This is a genomic window from Aliirhizobium wenxiniae, assembly GCF_014201355.1.
GTDB classification, from domain to species: Bacteria; Pseudomonadota; Alphaproteobacteria; order Rhizobiales; family Rhizobiaceae; genus Neorhizobium; species Neorhizobium wenxiniae.
Genome location: NZ_JACHEG010000005.1, coordinates 31623 through 55741, shown reverse-complemented (window position 1 = coordinate 55741; position 24119 = coordinate 31623). Strand labels below are relative to the sequence as shown.

The following is a 24119-nucleotide window of genomic DNA, read 5'->3' as shown; positions in this document are numbered from 1 at the left end:
TCAGCGCCGTTGTCAGGCCAAGCGTAAACAGGGTTGCAAGACGCATTCTCATTTACCCACTACTCCTCTCAACCCGCCACCGATCAGAAGCGTCGCATCCATCATGGCGACAGCCGGACCGATGCCGGAAACAGCAAGATAGCGCGGTTCCCAGCGAGGGTGAAACTTTGATTTGAAGGCTTTCAGGCCCTTGAAGTTATAGAACCGCTCGCCGTGTTCGAAAATGACGCTGCCGATCCGGTCCCAGGCGGGTGCCGCTTCGCGCTGCGCCATGCCGGAAAGCGGCGCCATGCCGAGATTGAATTCCTTAAAGCCGGCATCGCGAAGATGCTCCATGATCCGAACGAACAGAAAATCCATCGATCCTTTCGGCGCATCCGGTGCAAATCGCATCAGGTCGACCGTTCCTTCCTGCTTGGTATCGGTGACGGCAAGCGTTGCGAACGCAACGATCTGGCCCTCCTTGCGCAGAATGCCAACCGGTTGCGACAGCACGTAGTCATCGCGGAAAGCGCCGAGCGAAAATGTCTTTTCGCGGGTATTGTGTTCGTCGAGCCAACTGTCGGATACGGCACGCAGCGCCTCGAGTTGGTTGGCAACCTCATCCGGCGGCAGCATCTCGAATTCGAGCCCTTCGCGCACACCCTTGTTGATCGCCTGCCTGAGACCCGCAAGCCGGCTGCCCTTCAGTTCGAAACCGGCAAGATCTACGACGGCTAGTTCGCCCAGCCTGAAGGCGCGCATACCGGCATCTGTGCAATAGGCGAGAAGATCAGGCGAAATCTGATAGAAGACAGCACGCCCGCCACCGGTTCTCGCCTCTTCGACGAAACGCCAGACCAATTCGGCGATCTCGTCGCTTGGACCGATTGGATCAAAAAGCGCGATCCAAGAGCGGCCCTGGATGCCATACATGATGAACGCATTGCCGCTCGTGGAAAACATCAGGCGCTTGTCACCCATGCGAACAAGATTGGCATCCGCGAAATCCTGGGCCATCGCGATATTTGTCGCCTGCGTCAGTTCTTCCGCGGTCGACAGATCCGATCGCTTCACGGCAGGCCGTAACAGACTGAAGATCGAAACAACCGCAGCCACGATGGCTATGCCGAGCATAGCGCGCAGACCGCGCGGTGCCTCGGCAGAGAATTCAAACCGCCACCAGAGATCGCGACTGTAATCGACCTCGCGATAGACAAAAAACAGGATCGTGGTGGCAGCAGCGACGAGGATCAGCATAGCCACGATCCATGGCGGTGTCAGCGCCTGGCGCAGCATCGAGGCAGGGCGGTTGAATTGTCGTGCGCTGAGCAAAAGCCCGGCCAGTAGCACCGTCAGGAACACAGCTTCGAAAAGAGCGAGCGCCTTGAGCAGCGAGAACAAAAGACCGAGCGCTGTGCACAGAACTGCCGTCCACCATGCGCCATCCAGCCTCTGCGCCAATCCGCGAGCGCTGACGAAGAGCAAGATGCCGATAATACTGGAGAGAAAATGCGCGCTTTCCACCAACGGCAGCGGCATGTAGCTGCCAAGGAAATTGAGGTTGGAATCCGGCGTCGGCGTGACGCTCGAAAGAACCAGCATCGCACCAGCGATCAGCGCAAAGGCGGAAAGCAGGAGAGGCGCAAGCCGAAACTCGAGCTTTCGTAATGTGGAAGCGACCGGATGTTTCGACAACTGCCTCGCTTCGAGAAAGATGACGAAAAGCGTCGCGATCAGCAGCGGCAGGACGTGATAGATGACGCGGTAGAGAACGAGGCTGCCAAGAACCTGATCGATATCGACGGTGTTGCCGAGAGCGGCAACGATAATCGTTTCGAAAACGCCCAGCCCCGCCGGAACGTGGCTGAGAACGCCGGCACCTACGGCAGTCGCGTAAATCGCCAGAAAAGACGGCCAGCCGATATTGGTTTGAGGCAGAAGAACGTAAAGCACGGACGCGGATGCAGCGATATCGAGCGCGGTGACGAGAAATTGCTGGGACGAGGTGCGGCTGTCGGGAAGCCTCAGATGCACCTTTCCGATTGAGATTGTGCGCCCGTCACGACCGATGAAAACCAGTATGCTCAGGCCGACGATGATGACCAGGGCGATGACGCGGATTGCCGTATCGCTGACGCCGATGATCTGGCCGACCCGCGGGGCAGTAACCAGACAGGCAAGTGCCGTGACCGACAGAAGGCCAATGCCGAAGGCGAAGGTGACGAAGGCGATGACCCGGCCGATATCTTCGGGCGAAAGCCCTAGCCGAGAATAACCGCGAAACCGGATGGCACCGCCGCTCAGCGCACCGAAACCGGCCGTATTGCCGACCGCATAGGCACTGAACGCCGTCATCGCCACCGGCACCGGCGGCAGCTTACGGCCGATATAGGTCAGGGCATTGAGATCATATCCGACCAGCGCTGCAAAGCTGAGGCCGGTGAAGAACACGGCAAGTGCGATCGACGACCACGAAGTCGAGACAAGCGCCTCGATCACCTCGTCATAACTGACTTCTGTTGTCAGCTCGTAAATAGCCAGCGCGGTGAAACCGAAGACCAGAAGAACGATGAAGGAAACGAACAAGCCGCGATGCGCCTGGAAAAAATCGCGGACGTGACTGCTAGAACTGTTGGAAGCCATGGTCTGCTTTGCCCCGGAGACAAGCGGTAAGATCTGAAAACGCGAAGCGAAAAGCAACCGGATCACGGCTTAAGTGTGTCATCCGCTGCTTTGCGCAACCGCTCCTATCATAAGCTTCTTAATATCGCTTGACGGATTCTGCGCGGCCCATATAGTTTAAACTTAAAATAATCATGCACGGGAACGTCCGGGAGATCAGCATGCGCATCGTATGTATCGGTGGTGGCCCGGCAGGGCTGTACTTTGCCCTGCTGATGAAGAAGTTTCATCCCGAGCACTCGATTTCGGTTGTCGAGCGCAACCGGCCTTACGACACATTCGGCTGGGGCGTGGTCTTTTCCGATGCCACCATGGTGTCGATGCGCGCCTGGGATCCGCAGAGTGCTGCCGAAATCGAGGATGCCTTCAATCACTGGGACGATATCGAACTGCTGTTCAAGGGCACCCGCCAGCGCACGTCCGGCCACGGCTTCGTCGGCATTGGCCGCAAGAAGCTCTTGAACATCCTGCAGCGTCGCTGCGAGGCGCTTGGCGTCGAACTGGTATTCGAAACCGATAGCAATGGTGACACCGACTACCCCGATGCCGATCTGATTATCGCCTCCGATGGCTTCAACTCGAAGATCCGCAACCGTTATCCTGACGTTTTCGAGCCGAATCTCGCCGTGCGCCCGAACCGCTATATCTGGCTCGGCACCAACAAGCTCTTCGATGCCTTCACCTTCGATTTCCGCAGGACGGACCACGGCTGGTTCCAGGCGCATATCTACAAGTTCGACGAAAACACCTCGACCTTCATCGTCGAGACGACCGAGGAGGCCTACGAGAAGCACGGCCTCGGCCAGATGGACCAGCAGGCTTCGATCGACTTCTGCCAGGACCTGTTCTCCGAAGTGCTGGAAGGCGGAGAGCTGATGACCAATGCCCGGCACCTGCGCGGTTCCGCCTGGCTGAATTTTAACCGCCTGATCTGCGGCAAGTGGAGCCATTTCAACGGCAATTCCCATGTCGTGCTGATGGGGGATGCCGCCCATACCGCCCATTTCGCAATCGGTTCCGGCACCAAGCTTGCGATCGACGATGCGATCGAACTGACCAACCAGTTCAACAGGCTCGGCCACACTAAAGAGGCAATCCCGCAGGTTCTGAAAACCTATGAGGACATTCGCCGCATCGATGTAGCCCGCATCCAGAATGCCGCTCGCAACGCCATGGAATGGTTCGAAGTGGTCGGCGAGCGTTATGCCGACACGCTCGAGGCGCCGCAATTCATGTATTCCATGCTGACCCGCTCGCAGCGCATCAGCCACGAAAACCTGCGTCTTCGCGATCCCGTCTGGCTCGAAGGTTACGAGCGCTGGTTTGCGGAAAAGAACGGCATCGAGGTGCAAGGCAACGGCCGCACCCTGCCGCCGATGTTCACCCCCTATTCGCTGCGCGGCACCGACCTCAAAAACCGCATCGTCATGTCGCCCATGGCCATGTATTCGGCAAAGGACGGGCTGCTCGACGATTTTCACCTCGTCCATCTCGGTTCCCGCGCACTCGGCGGCGCAGGCCTCGTCTTTGCGGAGATGACCTGCGTTTCGCCTGATGCTCGCATCACCCCCGGCTGCCTCGGCCTTTGGAACGACGAACAGGCCAAGGGCTGGAAACGTTTCGTCACCTTCGTGCATGCCAATTCGGACGCCAAGGTCGGCATCCAGCTTGGTCATGCGGGACGAAAAGGCGCGACCAAGCTTGCCTGGGAAGGTATCGACCAGCCGCTGGAAGACGGCGAATGGCCGCTGATTTCCGCCTCCGCCCTGCCCTATCTGAAAAACAGCCAGATGCCGAAGGCGATGGACCGGGCCGACATGGATCGCGTCAAGGCCGATCATGTGCGCGCGGCAAGATACGCCGCCGAGGCGGGCGCCGACTGGCTCGAGCTTCACTGCGCCCACGGTTATCTCCTGTCCTGCTTCCTCTCACCGCTCACCAACATCCGCACCGATGAATATGGCGGTAGCCACGAAAATCGCGCCCATTATCCGCTGGAGGTTTTTGCCGCGATCCGCGAGGTCTGGCCGGAAGACAAGCCGATCTCCGTGCGCCTCTCCTGCCACGACTGGGCCGAGGGCGGCAACACGCCGGAAGATGCCGCAATTTTCGCAAGGATGTTCAAGCATGCAGGCGCCGATCTGATCGACTGCTCCTCCGGTCAGGTGTCGAAGGAAGAAAAGCCGGTCTATGGCCGCCTGTTCCAGACGCCTTTCTCCGACAAGATCCGCAACGAGATCGGCATCCCGACCATCGCTGTCGGCGCGATTTCCGAGGCGGATCAGGCAAATTCGATCATCGCCGCCGGCCGCGCCGATCTCTGCGCCGTCGCCCGCCCTCATCTCGCCGACCCGGCCTGGGTCCTGCATGAGGCAGCAAAGATCGGCCTGACGAACATCGCCTGGCCGAAACAGTACCTGTCCGGCAAGACGCAATATGAGACTGGCCTTGCCCGCGCCGCAGCAGCGCCGCCACCTGTCGGCCCCTCGGTCGCAGCGAGATAGGGTGGCAGGATGAACATGGTTTCCGGCAAACTTACAGGCCACCACGCTCTCGTCACCGGCGCAGGTTCGGGCATCGGCGCAGCTATCGCGAGGTCTCTCGTCGAGGCAGGCGCAAGCGTGACCCTGGCCGGGCGCCGGAGCGAACCGCTACAGGCACTTTCCGCCGAACTGGGAGCCGACCAAACCTCTGTCGTCTCGGGTTTCGACGTGACGGACACCGCCGCGATAGAAACCGGACTGAAGCAAGCGCGCGAAAAATTCGGCCCGGTCACGATCCTCGTCAACAATGCCGGCGAAGGCCCAAGCGCACCATTTGAAAAGACCTCGCTCGACCTGTGGAACCGGGTAATCGCCGTGGATCTCACCAGCGTCTTTCAGGTGACTCAGGCCGTCTTGCCGGACCTGAAGACACATGGCTCGGGCGCCCGCATCATCAATATTGCCTCGACCGCAGGCCTGACAGGCTATGCCTATGTCTCGGCCTATGTGGCAGCGAAACACGGGGTCGTCGGCCTGACCCGCGCTCTGGCGCTGGAACTGGCAAAGACCGGCGTGACGGTGAATGCGGTCTGCCCCGGCTTTACCGACACACCTCTAATCGCCCGCTCGGTCGAAACGATCGTCGAAAAGACCGGCCGCAGCCAGCAAGACGCATTGAAGGAATTCACCAAACACAATCCGCAAGGGCGGCTGGTGCAGCCGGAGGAAGTCGCAGACACCGTTCTGTGGCTGGCTTCGCCTGCCACCCAATCGATCAATGGACAGGCAATCGCGGTTGCCGGTGGTGAAGTCCTGGCCGGCTGATCGGCCGCCATGACGCATGGGAAGAGAACCTGGGAGAGCGATATGCAACTGGAAAAGGGCATAACCGAAAACGGCCACGGATTTGACGGCACCACCTGGAACATCCTGGGGCAGGTCTATTTCCCCAAGGCCGTCAGCGACGACACGTTCGCATTCGAGACGAACAGCCTGCCGGGGCAGTTCGTGCCGGTCCATATCCACCCGACACAGGACGAGTTCATCCTCGTGCAGGAGGGTGAGCTCGATCTGAAACTGGACGGCCAGTGGCTCAAGGCGAAGGCTGGAGATTTGGTGCGTATGCCTCGCGGCATTCCGCACGGCTATTTCAACAAATCCGACAAGCCATGCCGGGCGCTTTTCTGGGTGTCTCCGGCCCGCCGGCTCAAAGAGCTTTTCGAAGAACTGCACGAGATGACCGATGTGGAGGAAATCGTGAAGGTTTCTGCCGCGCATGAGGTCGATTTCCTGCCGCCGGGCGCCAACGACTGACACCGCGACAGTCCAGCCGCCGAAAACGGAAAGGAAACAGACATGAGCGACGTGAGGCAAGGCTTCCGCGACTATCAGGCGAAACATTTCCTTTGGGAGGTGAGTGAAAACGGCCGCGTTGGCACGATCCGCCTGAACCGGCCTGAGCGCAAGAACCCGCTGACCTTCGAAAGCTACGCCGAACTGCGCGATCTCTTCCGCGATCTTGCCTATGCGTCCGATATCCGCGCCATCGTCCTGACCGGCGCCGGCGGCAATTTTTCTTCCGGCGGCGACGTGTTCGAGATCATCGAGCCGCTGACGAAAATGCCCATGCCCGAGCTTCTGGCCTTTACCCGCATGACCGGAGATCTGGTCAAGGCGATGAAGAAATGCCCTCAGCCGATCGTTGCCTCGGTCGATGGCATCTGCGCCGGCGCCGGCGCGATCCTCGCCATGGCCTCCGACTTGAGGCTTGCGACACCGGCAGCAAAAACCGCCTTCCTCTTCACCCGCGTCGGTCTCGCCGGTGCCGATATGGGCGCCTGCGGGATCCTGCCACGCATCATCGGCCAGGGCCGCGCGGCCGAGCTTCTGTTCACCGGTCGCTCGATGACCGCCGACGAGGGGCATGCCTGGGGATTCTACAACGCCCTTCATGCTTCGGACGTCCTTGAAGCCGAAGCGCTGAAACTCGCCCATTCGCTGGCCGATGGCCCGTGGTTCGCCCATACGATGACCAAAACCATGCTGAACCAGGAATGGGCCATGGGCCTCGACGAGATGATCGAGAGTGAAGCCCAGGCACAGGCCATCTGCATGGCGACCAAGGATTTCCGGCGGGCTTTCGAAGCTTTTGCTGAAAAGCGCAAGCCGGTCTTCGAGGGCAACTGATGGCGATCGTTTCAGCGCTCACAGGCCCCTCGCGCGATTTCCTCGACTGGCCTTTCTTCGACGGCAGCCACAAGGCGCTTGCGGAAAAGCTCGACGATTTTGCAACCTCCGGCGCACTTGCCGATATCGATCATGCCGACACCGACAAGGCCTGCCGCAGGCTTGTGAAATCACTGGGCGAAGCGGGCCTGCTCGATGCAGCAACCGGCGCTGGCGGTGAACAGCCGATCGACAGCCGTGCCGCCTGCCTGACCCGCGAAACGCTGGCCTGGCATGACGGACTGGCTGATTTCGCCTTCGCCATGCAGGGCCTCGGCACCGGCGCGATCGGTCTTTCCGGTTCGGAAGAGCTACGCCGCACGGTCCTGCCGAAAGCCCGATCCGGCGAATGGATAGCCGCCTTTGCCTTGTCCGAAAAAGACGCCGGCTCCGATGTCGCCGCCATGGCCTGTGCCGCCCGTAGGGATGGTGAGCACTATGTGCTGGACGGGAACAAGACCTGGATCTCCAACGGCGGCATCGCCGATGTCTACACGGTCTTTGCCCGCACTGGCGAAGCCCCTGGCACACGCGGTATTTCCGCTTTCGTCGTTTTTGCCGACGATCCTGGCTTTTCCATCACCGAGCGCATCGACGTGATTGCCCCGCATCCCTTGGCAACGATCCGCTTCGACAATTGCCGCATCCCGGCATCCCGCCTGCTCGGCACTCCGGGCGAAGGCTTCAAGATCGCCATGCGCACGCTCGACATTTTTCGCGCCTCCGTCGCCGCAGCCTCACTAGGCTTTGCCAAACGCGCGCTGGATGAGGCGATTGCCCATGCAAGATCGCGAAAAATCTTCGGCAACACGCTGTCCGACCTGCAACTGACCCAGGCCGCCTTGGGCGATATGGCTGCCGAGATCGATGCCGCATCACTCCTGACCTACCGCGCCGCCTGGCGTCGCGATGTGCAGGGCCTGCCGACCACGAAGGAAGCGGCGATGGCAAAGATGGTCGCCACCGAAAACGCCCAGAAGGTGATCGACCGCGCCGTGCAGATGTTCGGTGGCCGCGGCGTGCGCGTCGGCGAGATCACCGAAAGCCTCTATCGGGAAATCCGGGCGCTGCGCATCTATGAAGGCGCGACCGAGGTGCAAAAACTCATCATCGCCCGCGAATTGTTGAAGGCGTGACCATGGCCTACACGACAACACGCCGGCTGAATTTCGGAGACTGCGACCCTTCCGGCATCGCTTATTTTCCGTCCTATCTGCACATTCTGGTCGGGGTTTACGAAGAGTTCTTCGAAAGCCTCGGATTCCCGTGGCCCGAAATGATCAACGAGCGAAAGCTCGGTTTTCCGACCGTCACCTTGGATCTCACCTTTAACAGTCCCGGTTTCCACGGCGACCGGATGGATTTTTCGCTCAAACTCGCAAGGCTCGGGAACAGTTCGCTCGATCTCGAACACGAAGTCCGGGCCGGTGACCGGCTGCTCTGGACGGCCCGGCAAAGGCTCGTCCTCACCTCTCACGAAACCAACAAGGCCTGCCCCTGGCCGGATGATCTGCGCGCCGCGCTGACACAGCATTTGGAGAACGAAGATGCACACCATTCTGCAGCCTGAAGGCTGGGCCAAACCGATCGGTTACGCCAACGGCGTATCCGCCACCGGCCGCCAGATCTTCGTCGGCGGGCAGATCGGCTGGAATGCTCAATGCCAGTTCGAAACCGACGATTTCGTCGGCCAGGTGAAACAGACGCTGGAAAACATCGTGGCAGTGCTGGCCGCAGGTGGCGCAAGACCGGAACACATCACCACCATGACCTGGTATTTCACCGACAAGGCCGAATATCTCGGCAACCTGAAGGGCATCGGCCAGGCTTATCGCGAAGTGATCGGCAAACATTTCCCCGCCATGGCCGCCATGCAGGTCGTGGCGCTGATCGAAGATCGCGCCAAGATTGAGATCCAGGCGACCGCCGTCGTTCCGGAGTGAGGCCATGAACGAAGTGACGACCTTCTCCGCCACGGTTTCCGCAACGATCCGCGACGGCATTCTGGTCGTCACCATCGACAATGCGCCCGTCAACGCAACCTCGGCAGATGTCCGCTCGGGCCTCGAAAAGGCGCTTGCCCACGCAGACGCGGCCCCCGGCATCAGGGGCGTCGTCATCACCGGTGCAGGCAAAACCTTCATCGGCGGCGCTGATATCAGGGAATTCGGTAAGCCGGCTATCGAGCCGATCCTGCCGGTCGTGATCGAGAAGATCGAGGCATCGTCAAAGCCAGTTGTCGCGGCGCTGAATGGCGCAGCGCTCGGCGGCGGGCTCGAACTGGCGCTTGCCTGTCACTACCGCATCGCCTCGCCGTCTGCGCAGGTCGGCCTGCCCGAGGTCAAGCTCGGCATCGTGCCCGGCGCCGGCGGCACCCAGCGCCTGCCGCGGCTTATCGGCGTTCCGGCAGCGATCGAGCTTATCGCGTCGGGACGGATCGCCAAGGCCAAAGAGGCCCTATCGCTGTGCATCCTTGATGAACTGGCCGAGACCGATCTTGTCGACGCGGCAATCGAGGCCGCACGAAGGCTGACGGGGGCATCTCCACGCAAGACAGGTGAGTTGACCGCTGCTCCCGCCGATCCCACCGAGATCGACAAGGCATCGGGCAAGATCCTTGCAAAAGCGCGTGGACAGAAGGCTCCGGCTGAGGCAGTGCGACTGGTCGCATCCTCGCATCGCCCGCTTGCGGCGGGGCTGGCGGATGAGCGCGCTACTTTCCTCACCCTGCGCGACAGCCGCGAGGCTGCAGCGCTGCGGCATATCTTCTTTGCCGAGCGGGAAGCTTCCAAGGTTGCAGGTTTGGAAGGCATCGATGCACGGCCGGTCGTGACGATCGGCATCTGCGGGCTTGGCCTGATGGGAAGCGGTATTGCCGTTGCGGCACTCGGTGCCGGCTACACGGTAATCGGCCTCGACCAGTCGCTGGAAGCCGCACAGAAAGGCCGCCAGCGGATCATCGGCCTGCTGGAGCGTAACCTTGCATCAGGCAGACTGGATCAGGCTGGTTTCGAAGCGCAAGCGACCCGGCTCTCGGTCACCGTCACGGATGCCGACCTCGCACCCTGTGACCTCGTAATCGAAGCCGTGTTCGACGATCTCACCGTCAAGATCGACCTATTCCGGCGGCTCGACAAGGTGGTCCGCCCGGAAACCATTCTTGCCACCAATACAAGCTACCTTAACCCTGACGAGATCGCCGCCGCAACGGCGCATCCTGAACGCGTGCTCGGCCTGCATTTCTTCTCGCCGGCCCATGTGATGCGGCTGCTGGAAGTCGTGCGCTGCAAGGAGACCGCACTGGATGTTCTGGCAACCGGCCTCGCTGTTGCAAAACGGCTGAGAAAACTGCCGGTCGTGACCGGCGTCACCGAAGGTTTTATCGGTAACCGCATATTCTCCGCCTATCGTCGCGAGGCCGAATACCTCTTGGAAGACGGCGCGTTGCCGCATGAAATCGATGCGGCGCTGGAGGATTACGGTTTCCCGATGGGCCTGTTCGCCGTCTATGACATGGCGGGGCTGGAAATCGCCTGGGCGCGCCGCAAACGGCAGGCAGCAATACGTGATCCATCCGAACGTTATGTCGAGATCGCCGACAGGCTGTGCGAAGCGGGACGCCTTGGCCAGAAATCCGGCCGCGGCTGGTATGCTTATCCGGATGGCAAACGGACGATCGATCCCGAAGTAACGGCGATCATCGAAGCAGAACGGGCAAAGAGGAGTATCGCGGCTCGCAGCTTCTCGCAGGATGAGATCCAGAAAAGGCTGCTCAATGCCATGGCGGCGGAAGGCGAGGCGCTACTGGCTGAAGGCATCGCAGCCAGGGCAAGCGACATCGATCTGGTGATGATCAACGGCTACGGTTTTCCAGCCTACAAGGGCGGACCGATGTTTGCGAAGAGCTAACACCCCTCTCTGCCGTCATCCTCGGGCTTGTCCCGAGGATCTGATCACGTTTCCAGCAATTCGACACAGCAGATGCTCGGGACAAGCCCGAGCATGACGGCGATCAACCTGAAAACGACCAAACCTTAATTGCGAAAGGGGCGCTTCCGCGCCCCTTTTTGTTTCCATGACCGGCCGGCTTAACGCCGCTGGTTATATACGTCGACGCATACTGCGCCGAGCAGAACCAGCCCCTTGATCACCTGCTGGTAATCGATGCCGATGCCGAGGATCGACATGCCGTTGTTCATCACGCCCATCAGGAACGCGCCGATCACGGCCCCCGTCACCTTGCCGACGCCGCCATAGGCGGATGCGCCGCCGATGAAGCAGGCCGCGATGACGTCGAGCTCGAAGCCGGTACCGGCCTTCGGCGTGGCGCTGTTGAGGCGGGCTGCCACGACGAGACCTGCAAGAGCGGCCAGCACGCCCATGTTGACGAAGGTCCAGAACACCAGACGCGTCGTCTTGATGCCCGACAGTTCAGCCGCGCGCGCGTTGCCGCCGACGGCATAGATCTGCCGGCCAAGGATCGTGCGGTTGGTGAAGAAGCCATAGGCGACGATCAGCACGGCCATGATGATCATCACGTTCGGCAAGCCGCGATGCGAAGAGATCAGGTAGGCGACGAAGGCGATCGCTGCAAAGACGAGAACGTTCTTGGCGACGAAGAAAGCCATCGGTTCGCTTTCGACGTCATGCAGGACACGACGCGCACGGCTGCGGAAATTCTGCCAGACCATCAAGGCGGCGACGATCAGGCCGATGATGAAGGAGGTGACATAGATGCCGCCATCCGACGAGATCAGCTCGACCAGATAGCCGGAAGAGAGTTTCTGGAAGATCGGCGGGAAGGGACCGATCGCCTGGCTGCCGAGAATGGCGATCATGAAGCCGCGGAAAACCAACATGCCCGCCAGCGTCACGATGAAGGACGGGATCTTGAAATAGGCGACGAAATAGCCCTGGATACCGCCGATAATGCCGCCGACGACGAGGCAGGTCAGGATGGCGAGCGGCAGGTTGATGCCCCACCTGACCATGAGAAGCCCTGCCAACCCGCCGATGAAGCCGGCAACCGAACCGACCGAAAGGTCGATATGGCCGGTAACGATGATCATCAGCATGCCAAGCGCCATGATGACGATATAGGCGTTCTGCAGCACGATATTGGTGACGTTGAGCGGCTTCAAGAGAATGCCGCCGGTGGCGAACTGGAAGAAGATGACGATGACGACGAGCGAGATCAGCATGCCGTAATCGCGCAGATTGTCCTTCCAGAAACCGGTGCCCGCTTTCGGAGCCACTGCTGCTTCCTGTGGGGTGCTCATGGGTTATCTCCCTTTGCGGCGCATGATGGCGCGCATGATATTTTCCTGCGTGGCCTCTTCGCCGGCCACTTCGCCGACGAATTCTCCCTCGTGCATCACCATGATCCTGTCGCAGGTGCCGATCAGTTCCGGCATTTCCGACGAGATCACGACGACGGCCTTACCGGCATCCGCAAGTTCGTTGATGATCGAATAGATTTCGTACTTCGCGCCGACATCGATGCCGCGCGTAGGCTCGTCGAGGATCAGGATGTCGGGGCCGGTAAACAGCCATTTCGACAGCACAACCTTCTGCTGGTTGCCGCCCGAAAGCTTGCCGGTTTCCTGATAGACATTGTGGCTGCGGATCCGCATGCGCGTGCGGAATTCCTGCGCCACCTTCATTTCCCTGATGTCATCGATGACACCACTGGACGAGACGCCGCCGAGATGTGCAAGCGAGACATTCTTGCGGATGTCTTCGGCAAGGATCAGCCCGAGCTGCTTGCGGTCTTCAGTGACGTAAGCGAGGCCCGCCTTGATCGCCCGGTGGACGTTCGACGTATCGGCTTCCTTGCCGTGGATCTTCACGGTTCCGGTAATGTCGCGGCCATAGGTGCGGCCGAACACGCTCATGGCGAATTCGGTACGGCCGGCGCCCATAAGACCGGAAATGCCGACGACTTCGCCGGCCCTAACCTGCATCGAGACATTCTTGACCATCTGCCGGTGCGAATGCTGAGGATGGTAGACGGACCAGTTCTCGACTTCGAAAATCACATCGCCGATCTTCGGCGTGCGGGCCGGGTAGCGGCTTTCGAGATCGCGATCGACCATCCGGCGCACGATCTCGTCCTCGTCAACCGCGCCTTCATGGCAATCGAGCGTGCCGACGGTGCGGCCGTCGCGCAGGACCGTGATGCGGTCGGCGACTTCGGTAATCTCGTTCAGCTTGTGGCTGATCATAATCGAGGTAATGCCGTTGCGGCGGAATTCCTTCAGCAATTCCAGAAGGGCCGCACTGTCGGTTTCGTTGAGCGACGCGGTCGGCTCGTCGAGAATCAACAGGCGCACATCCTTCGACAACGCCTTGGCGATTTCGACGAGCTGCTGCTTGCCGACGCCCAGATTGGTGATCAGCGTTTCTGGCGCCTCGGTCAGGCCCACCTTGGCGAGCAGTTCCTTGGTGCGGAGATAACGCGTATCTCGATCGATCACGCCGAACCTGGACGGCGCATTGGCCAGAAAGATGTTTTCCGCGATCGACATCAGCGGAATGAGCGCAAGCTCCTGGTGAATGATGATGATGCCGAGCTTTTCGGAATCGTTGATGTCGCGGAACTGGCGTTCTTCGCCGCCGAAGAGGATAGATCCCTCATAGGACCCATGCGGGTAGACACCTGACAGAACCTTCATCAGCGTCGATTTACCGGCACCGTTTTCGCCGACGAGAGCATGAATCTCGCCTTCCCGGACGGTAAAGCTGACATCGGAAAGCGCCTTCACGGCGCCAAAGCTCTTCGAAATGCCCCGCATTTCGAGAATGGGCGGCTTTTCCGCCGCTGATAATACGGGATCAAGCATGACGACTCCCAATATGAAAGGGCCGCGCGGCAGGTCGCCGCGCGGCCTGAATGGATTACTTGATCTGTGCTTCGGTGTAGTAACCGCTCTTGACCAGGACATCGACATTGGTCTTGTCGATGGCAACCGGCTTCAGGAGGTAGGACGGAACGACCTTGTTACCGTTGTTGTAGGTCTTGGTGTCGTTGACCTGAGGCTCCTTGCCGTTCATCACGGCATCGACCATGTCGACGGTAACCTTTGCGAGATCGCGGGTGTCTTTGAAGATGGTCGAATACTGCTCGCCGGCAATGATCGACTTGACCGACGGGACTTCCGCATCCTGACCGGAAACGAACGGCATCGGCATATCGCCGGAACCGTAACCGACGCCCTTGACCGACGAGAGGATACCGATCGACAGACCGTCATAAGGCGACAGGACTGCGTTCAGCTTCTTGTCGGAATAGGTCGAGGAAAGGATCGCGTCCATGCGGGCCTGGGCGGTTGCCGGGTCCCAGCGAAGGGTGGCGACCTTGTCCATGCCGGTCTGGCCGGAACCGACGACGAGCGTGCCCTTGTCGATCAGCGGCTGCAGAACGCTCATGGCGCCGTCATAGAAGAAGTAGGCGTTGTTGTCGTCCGGCGAACCGCCGAACAGTTCGATGTTGAACGGGCCCTTTTCGGTATCGGCCTTGAGAGCCTTGACCAGCGAGGTTGCCTGCAGAACGCCGACCTGGAAGTTGTCGAAGGTTGCGTAATAATCGACATTCGGGGTGTCACGGATCAGGCGGTCATAAGCGATGACCTTGATGCCGGCATTATGTGCCTGTGCAAGCACGTCAGACAGTGTCGTGCCGTCGATCGAAGCGACCACGAGCACCTTGGCGCCCTTGGTGATCATGTTTTCGATCTGGGAAAGCTGGTTCGGAATGTCGTCTTCGGCATACTGGAGATCGGTGGTGTAGCCGCGCTCCTGAAGAACCTTGATCATGTTGTCGCCATCTGCGATCCAGCGGGCCGAGGACTTAGTCGGCATGGCAACGCCGACGAGACCCTTGTCCTGCGAGAATGCGGGTGCAGCGAAGGCGATCGAAGCCATCATCGCCGCCGAAGCAAGCAATTTAAGTATTTTCATTGTACACTCCTCCGTAACGGTGGCCCCCAACGGGCCACCGAGTTTGTTTGGGCTGGCTCCTCGCCGCCCTCACGACCTGAAAAAGGACGCCTGCCTTTAAAGGTCAGTGATTGTCGCGCGGCAGACCTTCGGTCTGCGCAATGCGCTGGTATTTGACAGCCGGCTCAAGAACCGCGCCGGTTTCCATCTGCCCGACGATGCCGCGCTGGATTTCCTGCCAGGGCGTCTGGTGCTTGGGATACTGATAGCCGCCATTGGCTTCCAGCTCGCGACGGCGGGCATTCAGCTCGTCGTCGGAAATCAGAATATTCGCTTCACCGCGGCCAAGGTCGATACGCACCCGGTCGCCGGTCTTCAGAAGTGCCAGACCACCACCCGCTGCCGCTTCCGGAGAAGCGTTGAGGATCGACGGGCTGCCGGACGTACCGGACTGGCGACCGTCGCCGATGCAGGCGAGCGAGCTGATGCCGCGCTTCAAAAGATAGTCCGGCGCACGCATGTTGACGACTTCGGCGGCACCCGGATAACCGATCGGGCCGGCGCCGCGCATGAAGAGTACCGTATGCTCGTCAATGCCGAGCGACGGGTCGTCGATGCGGTGATGGTAATCTTCCGGACCGTCGAACACCACGGCCTTGCCCTCGAACGCCATCGGGTCCTTCGGGTTCGACAGGTAACGCTCGCGGAATTCCGGCGAGATGACGCTGGTCTTCATGATCGCGGACGAGAACAGGTTGCCGCGCAGCACGCGGAAGCCGGCACGCTCCTTGAGCGGAGCCTCGTAGCGCTTGATGACGTTCTCGTCCTCGATGATCGCCCCGCGACAGTTTTCGCCCATCGTCTTGCCGTTGACGGTCATCGCGTCTTCCTTGATCAGGCCCTGGCCCATCAACTGGTTGACGACGGCCGGAACGCCACCGGCGTGGTAATAGTCTTCGCCGAGATATTCGCCGGCCGGCTGCAGGTTGACGAGAAGCGGAACTTCTTCGCCATAGGTCTGCCAGTCGTCGACGGTCAGTTCCACGCCGATATGGCGGGCAAGCGCGTTGAGATGGATCGGGGCATTGGTCGAACCGCCGATCGCCGAGTTGACGCGGATGGCGTTGATGAACGCATCCTTGGTCAGGATATCGGACGGCTTCAGGTCTTCCTTGACCATTTCGACGATGCGCAGGCCGGTGAGGTAGGAGACTTCCTGACGGTCACGGTAAGGCGCCGGAATGGCGGCCGAACCCGGAAGCTGCATGCCGAGCGCTTCGGCAAGCGAGTTCATCGTGGTGGCCGTGCCCATCGTGTTGCAATAGCCGGTCGACGGAGCCGACGAGGCAACCAGCTTGACGAAACCGGCATAGTCGATCTCGCCCTTGGCCAGCAGTTCGCGTGCCTTCCAGACGATCGTGCCCGAACCGGTGCGCTCGCCGCGGAACCAGCCGTTCAGCATCGGGCCGACGGAAAGGGCGATCGACGGAATGTTCACGGTGGCCGCCGCCATGAGACAGGCCGGCGTGGTCTTGTCGCAACCGATCGTCAGCACGACGCCGTCGAGCGGATAACCGTAGAGAACTTCGACGAGGCCGAGATAGGCAAGGTTACGGTCGAGGCCCGCGGTCGGACGCTTGCCGGTTTCCTGGATCGGATGCACAGGGAACTCGATCGCGATACCGCCAGCTTCACGAATGCCTTCGCGCAGACGGTTGGCAAGTTCGAGATGGTGACGGTTGCAGGGCGACAGGTCGGAACCGGTCTGCGCAATGCCGATGATCGGGCGGTCCGACTGAAGTTCGGCCTGGCTCAGGCCGAAGTTCATGTAGCGCTCCAGATAGAGCGCCGTCATGTCGACATTGTCGGGATTGTCGAACCAGGCGCGCGAACGAAGTTTGCGCGCTCCGGTCGTTGCAATCTCGGTGGACGGGGTTTTGCCGTGATCTGCCATTGTCAGTCCTCGAATGCTTCAGTTTCGATGCGCCGGCCCAGCATGAAGGCATCGGCCACATGCACCAGCGGCGAAAAATCGGTATCGCTTTCGCCCTTTGAGACAAGCGCGACGAAATCGCGGTAGAGATTGCGGTATTCGCGATCTTCCTCGACGATCTGCGCTTCGCCATCGACGATCAGGCGGCTGCCGCCATGGGTCAGCACGACCGAGCCTTCTTCCGTCTCGACGCGGATATCCCAGGTCTGCGGACCGGTCTGGCGCCAGTCGAATTCCGCTGCGATCGGCAGGCCGGACGCGGTTTCGAACGTCAGGTTGGCGGCGATCGGTGCGGCGCGATTGGACGGAATCGTCAGGTCCGAATGGGTGAGATGAAACGTCTCCGGCATGATACGCGTGACGATCGACAGCGCGTTGATGCCCGGATCGAACACGCCAAGACCACCCGGTTCCCAGATCCAGGCCTGACCCGGATGCCAGTGACGAACATCTTCCTTCCAGGCGACCGAAGCGCTCTTGATCTTGCGTTTGGCAAGCAGCGCCCGCGCCGGCTCGACGCCTGCGGCACCGCGGGAATGCCACGTAGCAAACAGGCTCAAGCCCTTCGCCTTCGCCAGCTTTTCCAGCGCGAACACTTCAGACAGCGTAGCGCCCGGCGGCTTTTCAAGCATCACATGCTTGCCGGCTTCGATCGCAGCCTTGGCCTGGGCGAAACGTCCTTGCGGCGGCGTGCAGAGCGAGATCGCATCCAGCTCGACGCCGGATGCCAGCATTTCATCAATGTCATGGAAGCAGTGGACGCCTTCCAGCTTGGCGTTACGGCTGGCGACAGCCGTCAGTTCGATACCGTCGGTCGCTTCGATCGCACCGAGATGCTGATCCCTGGCGATCTTTCCAAGCCCGACGATGCCGAGACGAATTTTGCTCATGTCAATTTTCCTTAAAGCTTGCGCACGTCAACCGACATCGCCGCGGCGACGGTCAGACGGTTGACGAGCGGCAGCTTGAAGGGCGCAGCATCGATTTCAAACACATCACCTTCTTCGGTCTTGATGCCGTGCGAGACGGACAAGGTAGCCGTGCCGAAGAAATGAACGTGCAGGTCGCCCGGCGCGCGGAAGATGTCGTATTTGAAGTTATGGTATTCGAGATTGGCGATCGAGTGCGACATGTTGGCTTCGCCCGACAGGAAGGGCTTTTCGAAGATCACCTCGTCGCCGCGGCGTATGCGCGAAGTCCCTTCGACGTGATCCGGCAGATCGCCAACCAGAAGCTCCGGCCCGAGAGATGCCTGGCGCAGCTTGGAATGGGCAAGCCAGAGATAGTTGCCCTTCTCTGTCACATGGTCGGAAAACTCGTTGGCAAGACAGAAGCCGACGCGGAACGGCGTACCGTCCGGACCGATAAGATAGATGCCGGCAAGTTCCGGCTCTTCGCCGCCATCGAGCGCGAAGGAAGGCGAAACGAGGTCGGAACCGGTGGGCTTAAGCTGCGAGCCATTGCCCTTGTAGAACCATTCCGGCTGCGCACCCACCTGGCCCGGAGCGGGCTTGCCACCTTCGACGCCCGACAGGAACATGCGCATGGAATCGGTAGGCTTGTCTTCGGCCTGAGCTGCCTTGTGCATCTTGTCACGACCATCGGCAGACCCGAGATGCGTCAGACCTGTGCCGGCAACGATGAAATGGGCGGGATCGGGATGCGAGATCGGCAGGCCGATACGGCCTTCGCGCCCAGCAAGCTCGACATCGATATCTGGACCAAAGCCTAGCGCTTCGATCTGCGCCGCAAGACTGCGGCCTGCAGCAATCGCCTGCATCGCCAGATCATAGGTCGAAGTCACACCATTGACGACATGGCCGGAGCCCTGCCCCTCCCATGCAACAACCTTGGTTGCACCAGCGTCATCGGCAATCTGCAGAATTCTCAGCATCAAACCCGTCATCCATTTTATCTGATTTGACATGGCGCCTCCACAGGCCATGCCGTCCTCCCATCAGGTCGCGGACCTGACATCTTTCAAAAATACGACTATTGGATTTGAGCTGCCGATGTCAAGAACGTCTTTTTCCGTAAAGGTAAATCGGCATTGATCAATTTTCAGGCTATAGGCCCAACCAATACACGCAATTCACCAGCATTTCCGACAGGTTGATCGATTTTTCAGCAAGTCGTGAAATTGGGGGTTGAAAAAGTATTATTATATGCCAATCCTTGCCTCGCCAGTTTGCTTCATCATCTCTGGGAGGATTAAGATGAAAAAAGCTCTCGTCGCGGCAACTGCTGCCGCTATTTTTGCAACTCTTGCATCCGGCGTTTCCGCAAAATCACTGACAGTCGGCTTCTCGCAGATCGGATCTGAATCCGGCTGGCGCGCAGCCGAAACGACTGTGACCAAGCAGGAAGCCGAAAAGCGTGGCGTTACGCTGAAATTTGCTGACGCCCAGCAAAAGCAGGAAAACCAGATCAAGGCGATCCGCGGCTTCATCGCCCAGGGCGTCGATGCCATCCTGATCGCTCCGGTGGTCGCCACCGGCTGGGATGCGGTTCTGAAGGAAGCCAAGGAAGAGAAAATCCCGGTCATTCTTCTCGACCGCGAAATCGAATCCCCGAAGGATCTCTATCTTACCGCAGTCACCTCCGACCAGGTCTTCGAAGGCAAGGTCGCCGGCGAATGGCTTGCCAAGGACGTCGGCTCCAAGGACTGCAAGGTAGTCGAGCTTCAGGGCACGACCGGCTCTTCACCGGCAATCAACCGCAAGAAGGGCTTTGAGGAAGGCATCAAGGCTGCGTCCAACATCAAGATCGTGCGCTCGCAGACCGGCGACTTCACCCGTACCAAGGGCAAGGAAGTCATGGAAAGCTTCATCAAGGCCGAAGGCGGCGGCAAGGATATCTGTGCCGTTTACGCTCACAATGACGACATGGCCGTCGGCGCCATCCAGGCGATCAAGGAAGCCGGCCTGAAGCCGGGCACCGACATCAAGATCGTCTCGATCGATGCCGTGCCGGATATCTTCCAGGCCATGGCGAAGGGTGAAGCCAATGCGACGGTCGAACTGACGCCGAACATGGCCGGCCCTGCCTTCGATGCGCTGGAAGCCTATCTGAAGGACAAGAAGGAACCGAAGAAGTGGATCCAGACGGAGTCCAAGCTCTACACCCAGAAGGACGATCCGATGAAGGTCTACGAGGCTAAGAAGGGCCTCGGCTACTGATCTCCCGCTGTCCGGCGCTTGAAAGCCGGGCAGGATCAACGACCGGAGCGGGATTTCCCGCTCCGGTTTCTCATCAGCATGCGGGACGAAGACATGTCAGCACCACACGCTCTTCTCGAAGCCCGAGGCATCGGCAAATCCTTTTTCGGCATATCCGCCCTTGAAGACGTCGATTTCACCCTTGAGCAGGGCGAGATCCATGCGCTTCTCGGCGAAAACGGCGCGGGCAAATCGACACTGATCAAGATCCTGACCGGTGTCTATCGCCGCGATCGTGGCACGATCTATCTGGAAGGCAACGAGGTCTCTCCGGATGATGTCGCCGCCGCACAGGCGCTCGGCATCGGCACCGTCTATCAGGAGGTCAATCTTCTGGAGAACCTGACCGTGGCGGAAAACCTGTTTCTGGGCCGTCAGCCGCGCCGCTTCGGCATGATTGACCGCCACACGATGCGCGACCGTTCCAAGGCTTTGCTTGCACGCTATGGTCTTGATATCGACGTCGACGCGCTTCTTTCTTCCTATTCAGTCGCAATCCGCCAGATCATCGCGATTGCCCGCGCGGTCGACCTTTCCGGCAAGGTTCTGGTACTCGACGAACCGACGGCAAGCCTCGACGCCAACGAGGTGAAGGGCCTTTTCACCGTTCTGCGCCAGCTGCGCGAAGAAGGCGTCGGCATCGTCATCATCACCCATTTCCTTGATCAGGTTTACGAGATCGCCAATCGCGTCACCGTGCTGCGCAATGGTCGGCTGGTCGGCAGCCGGGCGATTTCCGAATTGCCGCGCCTCGATCTGATCTCGATGATGCTTGGCCGCGAGCTGCAGCACATCACCCGCGATCATCAGGCCGAACCGGAAACGATCGACGATCGTGGCGCTCCCTCAATTCAGTTTCAGAACTACGGCAAGAAGGGCAGCGTCGCCCCCTTCGATCTCGATATCAGGCCGGGCGAAGTCGTGGGCATTGCAGGCCTGCTCGGCTCGGGTCGCAGCGAAACTGCCTTCCTGCTTTTCGGCATAGACCGCGCCGACAGCGGCACCGCCACGATTGATGGAGAGCAAGTCAACATCACGTCTCCGGAAGCAGCAATCGTCAACCGTTTCGGTTTCTGTCCGGAGGAACGGAAAACGGATGGCATCGTCGGCGATCTATCCGTTGCCGACAATATCGTGCTGGCATTGCAGGCACGGCGCGGCTGGATGCGGCCGATATCCTCTTCAGCCAAGCGTGAACTGGCCGACAGTTTCATCAAGTCACTCGATATCCGCCCCGCCGATCGCGAACGACCGATCAAGTTCCTCTCGGGTGGCAATCAGCAGAAGGCGATCCTTGCCCGCTGGCTGGTGACGGAACCGCGGCTGCTCATCCTCGACGAGCCGACCCGCGGCATCGATATCGGCGCCCATGCGGAAATCCTGAAAATGATCGAGAGATTGTGTTCCGAAGGAATGTCGCTCATCGTCATCTCCTCCGAACTGGAAGAACTCACGGCAGTGGCCCACCGCGTCATCGTACTGTCCGACCGCCGCCATGTGGCTGAGCTTTCGGGCCGTCAGCTGACCACCGACGGGATCATCCGCGCCATTGCCGGCACCGGCGAAACGGAGGCTGCGTGATGACCTGGTTCACCCGCCGCCTGCGTCGCCTGGCACCACAGCTTGCTGCCCTCGCCATCATTCTCGGCATCATCAGCCTTATCGCCCCCGGCTTCCTGACGATATCCGTCCAGAACGGCCGGCTTTACGGCAGCCTGATCGATATTCTGGTTCGTGCCGCACCCGTTGCGCTCCTTACGGTCGGCATGACGCTGGTGATCGCCACACGTGGCATCGACCTTTCGATCGGTGCCGTGATCGCCATTTGCGGCGCTGTCGCCGCCACTTTGATCACCGACGGTTACCCGCTGCCGGTCGTGATCGCCGTCTCTCTCGGCGTCGGCATTGTCTGCGGTCTATGGAACGGCATACTCGTCGCTGTCCTCGACATCCAGCCGATCATCGCCACGCTGATCCTGATGGTCGCCGGTCGCGGCATCGCCCAGCTGATCACTGAGGGCGTCATCCTCACCTTCAACGACGACACGTTTGCGGCACTCGGCTCAGGCGCCTTGGCCGGTATCCCGATCCCGATCTATCTCTGGGTCGGGACGGCACTTATCATCGGCCTGCTGATGCGCCGCACCGCCCTCGGCTTCCTCATCGAGGCGACGGGTATCAATCGTCGCGCGGCAAGCCTTGCCGGTGTGCGCGCTCGCTTCCTGCTCTTCTCGGCCTATGCGATCTCCGGCCTCTGCGCCGCCATCGCCGGCATGATCGTCACCGCAGATATTCGCGGCGCCGACGCCAACAACGCAGGCCTGTGGTTGGAACTCGACGCCATCCTTGCGGTCGTCGTCGGCGGAACCTCGCTCAATGGTGGACGCTTCTCGATCACCGCCTCGCTGATCGGCGCGCTGATCATCCAGTCGATCAATACCGGCATTCTCGTTTCGGGCTTTCCGCCGGAATTCAACCTGATCATCAAGGCCGGCATCATCATCGTTGTGCTGACGCTGCAATCGCCGGCAATCATAACCCTCTTCGGGTTCATCAAGGCCTCCCGGCGCAGCGACAAGCTCAACCACGGCACGAAGGAGGCGACCCGATGATCCACGCCCGCAACCTGCCCTTCGTCACAACGCTTGCGATCTTCATCATCGCCTACGGGCTCTGCGTGCTGCAGTTTCCAAACATGCTGTCGACGAGGGTGATCGGCAATCTTCTGACCGATAATGCCTTTCTGGGCATCGCCGCGGTCGGCATGACCTTCGTCATCCTGTCGGGCGGCATCGACCTCTCGGTCGGTTCGGTCATCGCCTTCACCAGCGTCTTCGTCGCCGTCATGGTCGGCTCCTTCGGCGTTCACCCATTGACGGCTTTTCTCGCGGCATTGGTCATCTCGACCCTGTTCGGCTGCCTGATGGGCGCGATGATCCGTTACCTGATGATCCCGCCCTTCGTTGTGACGCTTGCCGGCATGTTCCTCGCCCGTGGCGCCGCTTACCTCGTGTCCACGCAATCCGTGCCGATCACACATGAATTCATCGACACCATGCTCGGCTTCTATATTCGTTTCCCCGGCGGTGGCCGGCTGACATTGCTCGCCATGGTGATGCTGATCGTGTTTGCCGTCGGCATCGTCGTCGCCTCGCGCACCCGCTTCGGCGCCAATGTCTATGCGATCGGCGGCAATCTTCAGTCAGCCGAGTTGATGGGTGTACCGGTGGGTGCGACGACAATCCGCATCTACGCCTTGTCGGGCTTCCTGTCCGGCCTCGCCGGCATCGTCTATACACTTTACACGTCCTCCGGTTATTCGCTGGCGACGGTCGGCGTCGAACTCGATGCGATTGCTGCGGTCGTCATCGGCGGCACGCTCCTGACCGGCGGCGTCGGCCTGGTTGCCGGCACGTTCATTGGCATCCTGCTGCAGGGGCTGATCCAGACCTACATCGTCTTCGATGGGACACTGTCCTCCTGGTGGACGAAAATCGTCATCGGCATCCTGTTGTTCGTATTCATTGTGTTGCAGCGCACCATCATCTGGTATTCGGACCGCCGACTTGCGGAACGACAATTGAAGGAAGTTTGATT

General features: G+C 60.1%; 19 protein-coding genes. 12 read left to right on the top strand and 7 right to left on the bottom strand.

Translation table 11 applies throughout. The features are described from left to right. Window positions 1-48 precede the first annotated feature (48 nt). Window positions 49-2625, bottom strand: coding sequence for a bifunctional lysylphosphatidylglycerol flippase/synthetase MprF (mprF, locus tag HNQ72_RS19785; RefSeq protein WP_183994552.1), 2577 nt, complete (start codon window positions 2623-2625; stop codon window positions 49-51). A 200-nt stretch (window positions 2626-2825) separates the two neighbouring features. On the opposite strand from mprF, the gene HNQ72_RS19780 reads away from it, so the two are divergent. From HNQ72_RS19780 to HNQ72_RS19745, 8 genes are read left to right on the top strand one after another with little or no spacing between them, the layout of a single operon-like run. Beyond that, window positions 2826-5168, top strand: coding sequence for a bifunctional salicylyl-CoA 5-hydroxylase/oxidoreductase (locus HNQ72_RS19780; RefSeq protein ID WP_183994550.1), 2343 nt, complete (start codon window positions 2826-2828; stop codon window positions 5166-5168). A 9-nt stretch (window positions 5169-5177) separates the two neighbouring features. Then, on the top strand, window positions 5178-5972 hold the full coding sequence (locus tag HNQ72_RS19775; protein ID WP_183994547.1) for an SDR family NAD(P)-dependent oxidoreductase: 795 nt from the start codon (window positions 5178-5180) through the stop codon (window positions 5970-5972). Window positions 5973-6014: 42 nt separating this feature from the next. Next, window positions 6015-6461 (top strand): cupin domain-containing protein, encoded by a 447-nt coding sequence (locus HNQ72_RS19770; RefSeq protein WP_183994545.1) that lies wholly within the window; start codon window positions 6015-6017, stop codon window positions 6459-6461. A gap of 42 nt (window positions 6462-6503) precedes the next feature. Next, on the top strand, window positions 6504-7334 hold the full coding sequence (locus HNQ72_RS19765; RefSeq protein ID WP_183994543.1) for an enoyl-CoA hydratase family protein: 831 nt from the start codon (window positions 6504-6506) through the stop codon (window positions 7332-7334). Continuing rightward, a complete protein-coding gene (locus tag HNQ72_RS19760; protein WP_183994541.1) occupies window positions 7334-8509 on the top strand; it encodes an acyl-CoA dehydrogenase family protein in 1176 nt (391 codons plus the stop codon). Before HNQ72_RS19765 ends, HNQ72_RS19760 begins: the two co-directional genes overlap by 1 nt. Window positions 8510-8511: 2 nt before the next feature. After that, entirely contained in the window at window positions 8512-8943 is a 432-nt protein-coding gene (locus HNQ72_RS19755) for an acyl-CoA thioesterase (RefSeq protein ID WP_183994539.1), read from the top strand. Then, on the top strand, window positions 8921-9316 hold the full coding sequence (locus HNQ72_RS19750) for a RidA family protein (RefSeq protein ID WP_183994537.1): 396 nt from the start codon (window positions 8921-8923) through the stop codon (window positions 9314-9316). The genes HNQ72_RS19755 and HNQ72_RS19750 overlap by 23 nt, the downstream gene beginning before the upstream one ends. Window positions 9317-9320: 4 nt before the next feature. Next, the gene (locus HNQ72_RS19745; RefSeq protein ID WP_183994535.1) at window positions 9321-11282 is read left to right on the top strand and encodes a 3-hydroxyacyl-CoA dehydrogenase NAD-binding domain-containing protein; all 1962 of its coding nucleotides are present in this window, start codon (window positions 9321-9323) and stop codon (window positions 11280-11282) included. A gap of 179 nt (window positions 11283-11461) precedes the next feature. On the opposite strand, the gene mmsB is transcribed toward HNQ72_RS19745, so the two are convergent. The 6 genes from mmsB to araD1 form a co-directional block, all read right to left on the bottom strand. Next, window positions 11462-12652: a multiple monosaccharide ABC transporter permease gene (mmsB, locus tag HNQ72_RS19740; protein ID WP_183994533.1), complete on the bottom strand. Its 1191-nt coding sequence runs from the start codon at window positions 12650-12652 to the stop codon at window positions 11462-11464. 3 nt (window positions 12653-12655) lie between these two features. Then, on the bottom strand, window positions 12656-14215 hold the full coding sequence (gene mmsA / locus HNQ72_RS19735; protein ID WP_183994531.1) for a multiple monosaccharide ABC transporter ATP-binding protein: 1560 nt from the start codon (window positions 14213-14215) through the stop codon (window positions 12656-12658). 55 nt (window positions 14216-14270) lie between these two features. Next, entirely contained in the window at window positions 14271-15332 is a 1062-nt protein-coding gene (gene chvE, locus HNQ72_RS19730; protein ID WP_373289451.1) for a multiple monosaccharide ABC transporter substrate-binding protein, read from the bottom strand. Between the two features lie 103 nt (window positions 15333-15435). Then, on the bottom strand, window positions 15436-17265 hold the full coding sequence (locus HNQ72_RS19725; protein ID WP_183994529.1) for an IlvD/Edd family dehydratase: 1830 nt from the start codon (window positions 17263-17265) through the stop codon (window positions 15436-15438). A 2-nt stretch (window positions 17266-17267) separates the two neighbouring features. Beyond that, window positions 17268-18194: a Gfo/Idh/MocA family protein gene (locus HNQ72_RS19720; protein WP_183994527.1), complete on the bottom strand. Its 927-nt coding sequence runs from the start codon at window positions 18192-18194 to the stop codon at window positions 17268-17270. A gap of 11 nt (window positions 18195-18205) precedes the next feature. Further along, on the bottom strand, window positions 18206-19198 hold the full coding sequence (gene araD1, locus HNQ72_RS19715) for an AraD1 family protein (protein ID WP_183995033.1): 993 nt from the start codon (window positions 19196-19198) through the stop codon (window positions 18206-18208). 316 nt (window positions 19199-19514) lie between these two features. Between araD1 and ytfQ the strand changes: the two genes are divergently transcribed. The 4 genes from ytfQ to yjfF all read left to right on the top strand — a co-directional run bounded on the left by ytfQ (window position 19515) and on the right by yjfF (window position 24117). After that, window positions 19515-20483: a galactofuranose ABC transporter, galactofuranose-binding protein YtfQ gene (ytfQ, locus tag HNQ72_RS19710; protein ID WP_373289457.1), complete on the top strand. Its 969-nt coding sequence runs from the start codon at window positions 19515-19517 to the stop codon at window positions 20481-20483. 93 nt (window positions 20484-20576) lie between these two features. After that, entirely contained in the window at window positions 20577-22103 is a 1527-nt protein-coding gene (locus HNQ72_RS19705) for a sugar ABC transporter ATP-binding protein (RefSeq protein ID WP_183994525.1), read from the top strand. Continuing rightward, on the top strand, window positions 22103-23134 hold the full coding sequence (locus tag HNQ72_RS19700) for an ABC transporter permease (RefSeq protein ID WP_183994523.1): 1032 nt from the start codon (window positions 22103-22105) through the stop codon (window positions 23132-23134). The genes HNQ72_RS19705 and HNQ72_RS19700 overlap by 1 nt, the downstream gene beginning before the upstream one ends. Further along, on the top strand, window positions 23131-24117 hold the full coding sequence (gene yjfF / locus HNQ72_RS19695; RefSeq protein ID WP_183994521.1) for a galactofuranose ABC transporter, permease protein YjfF: 987 nt from the start codon (window positions 23131-23133) through the stop codon (window positions 24115-24117). The genes HNQ72_RS19700 and yjfF overlap by 4 nt, the downstream gene beginning before the upstream one ends. The last annotated feature ends 2 nt before the right edge of the window (window positions 24118-24119 follow it).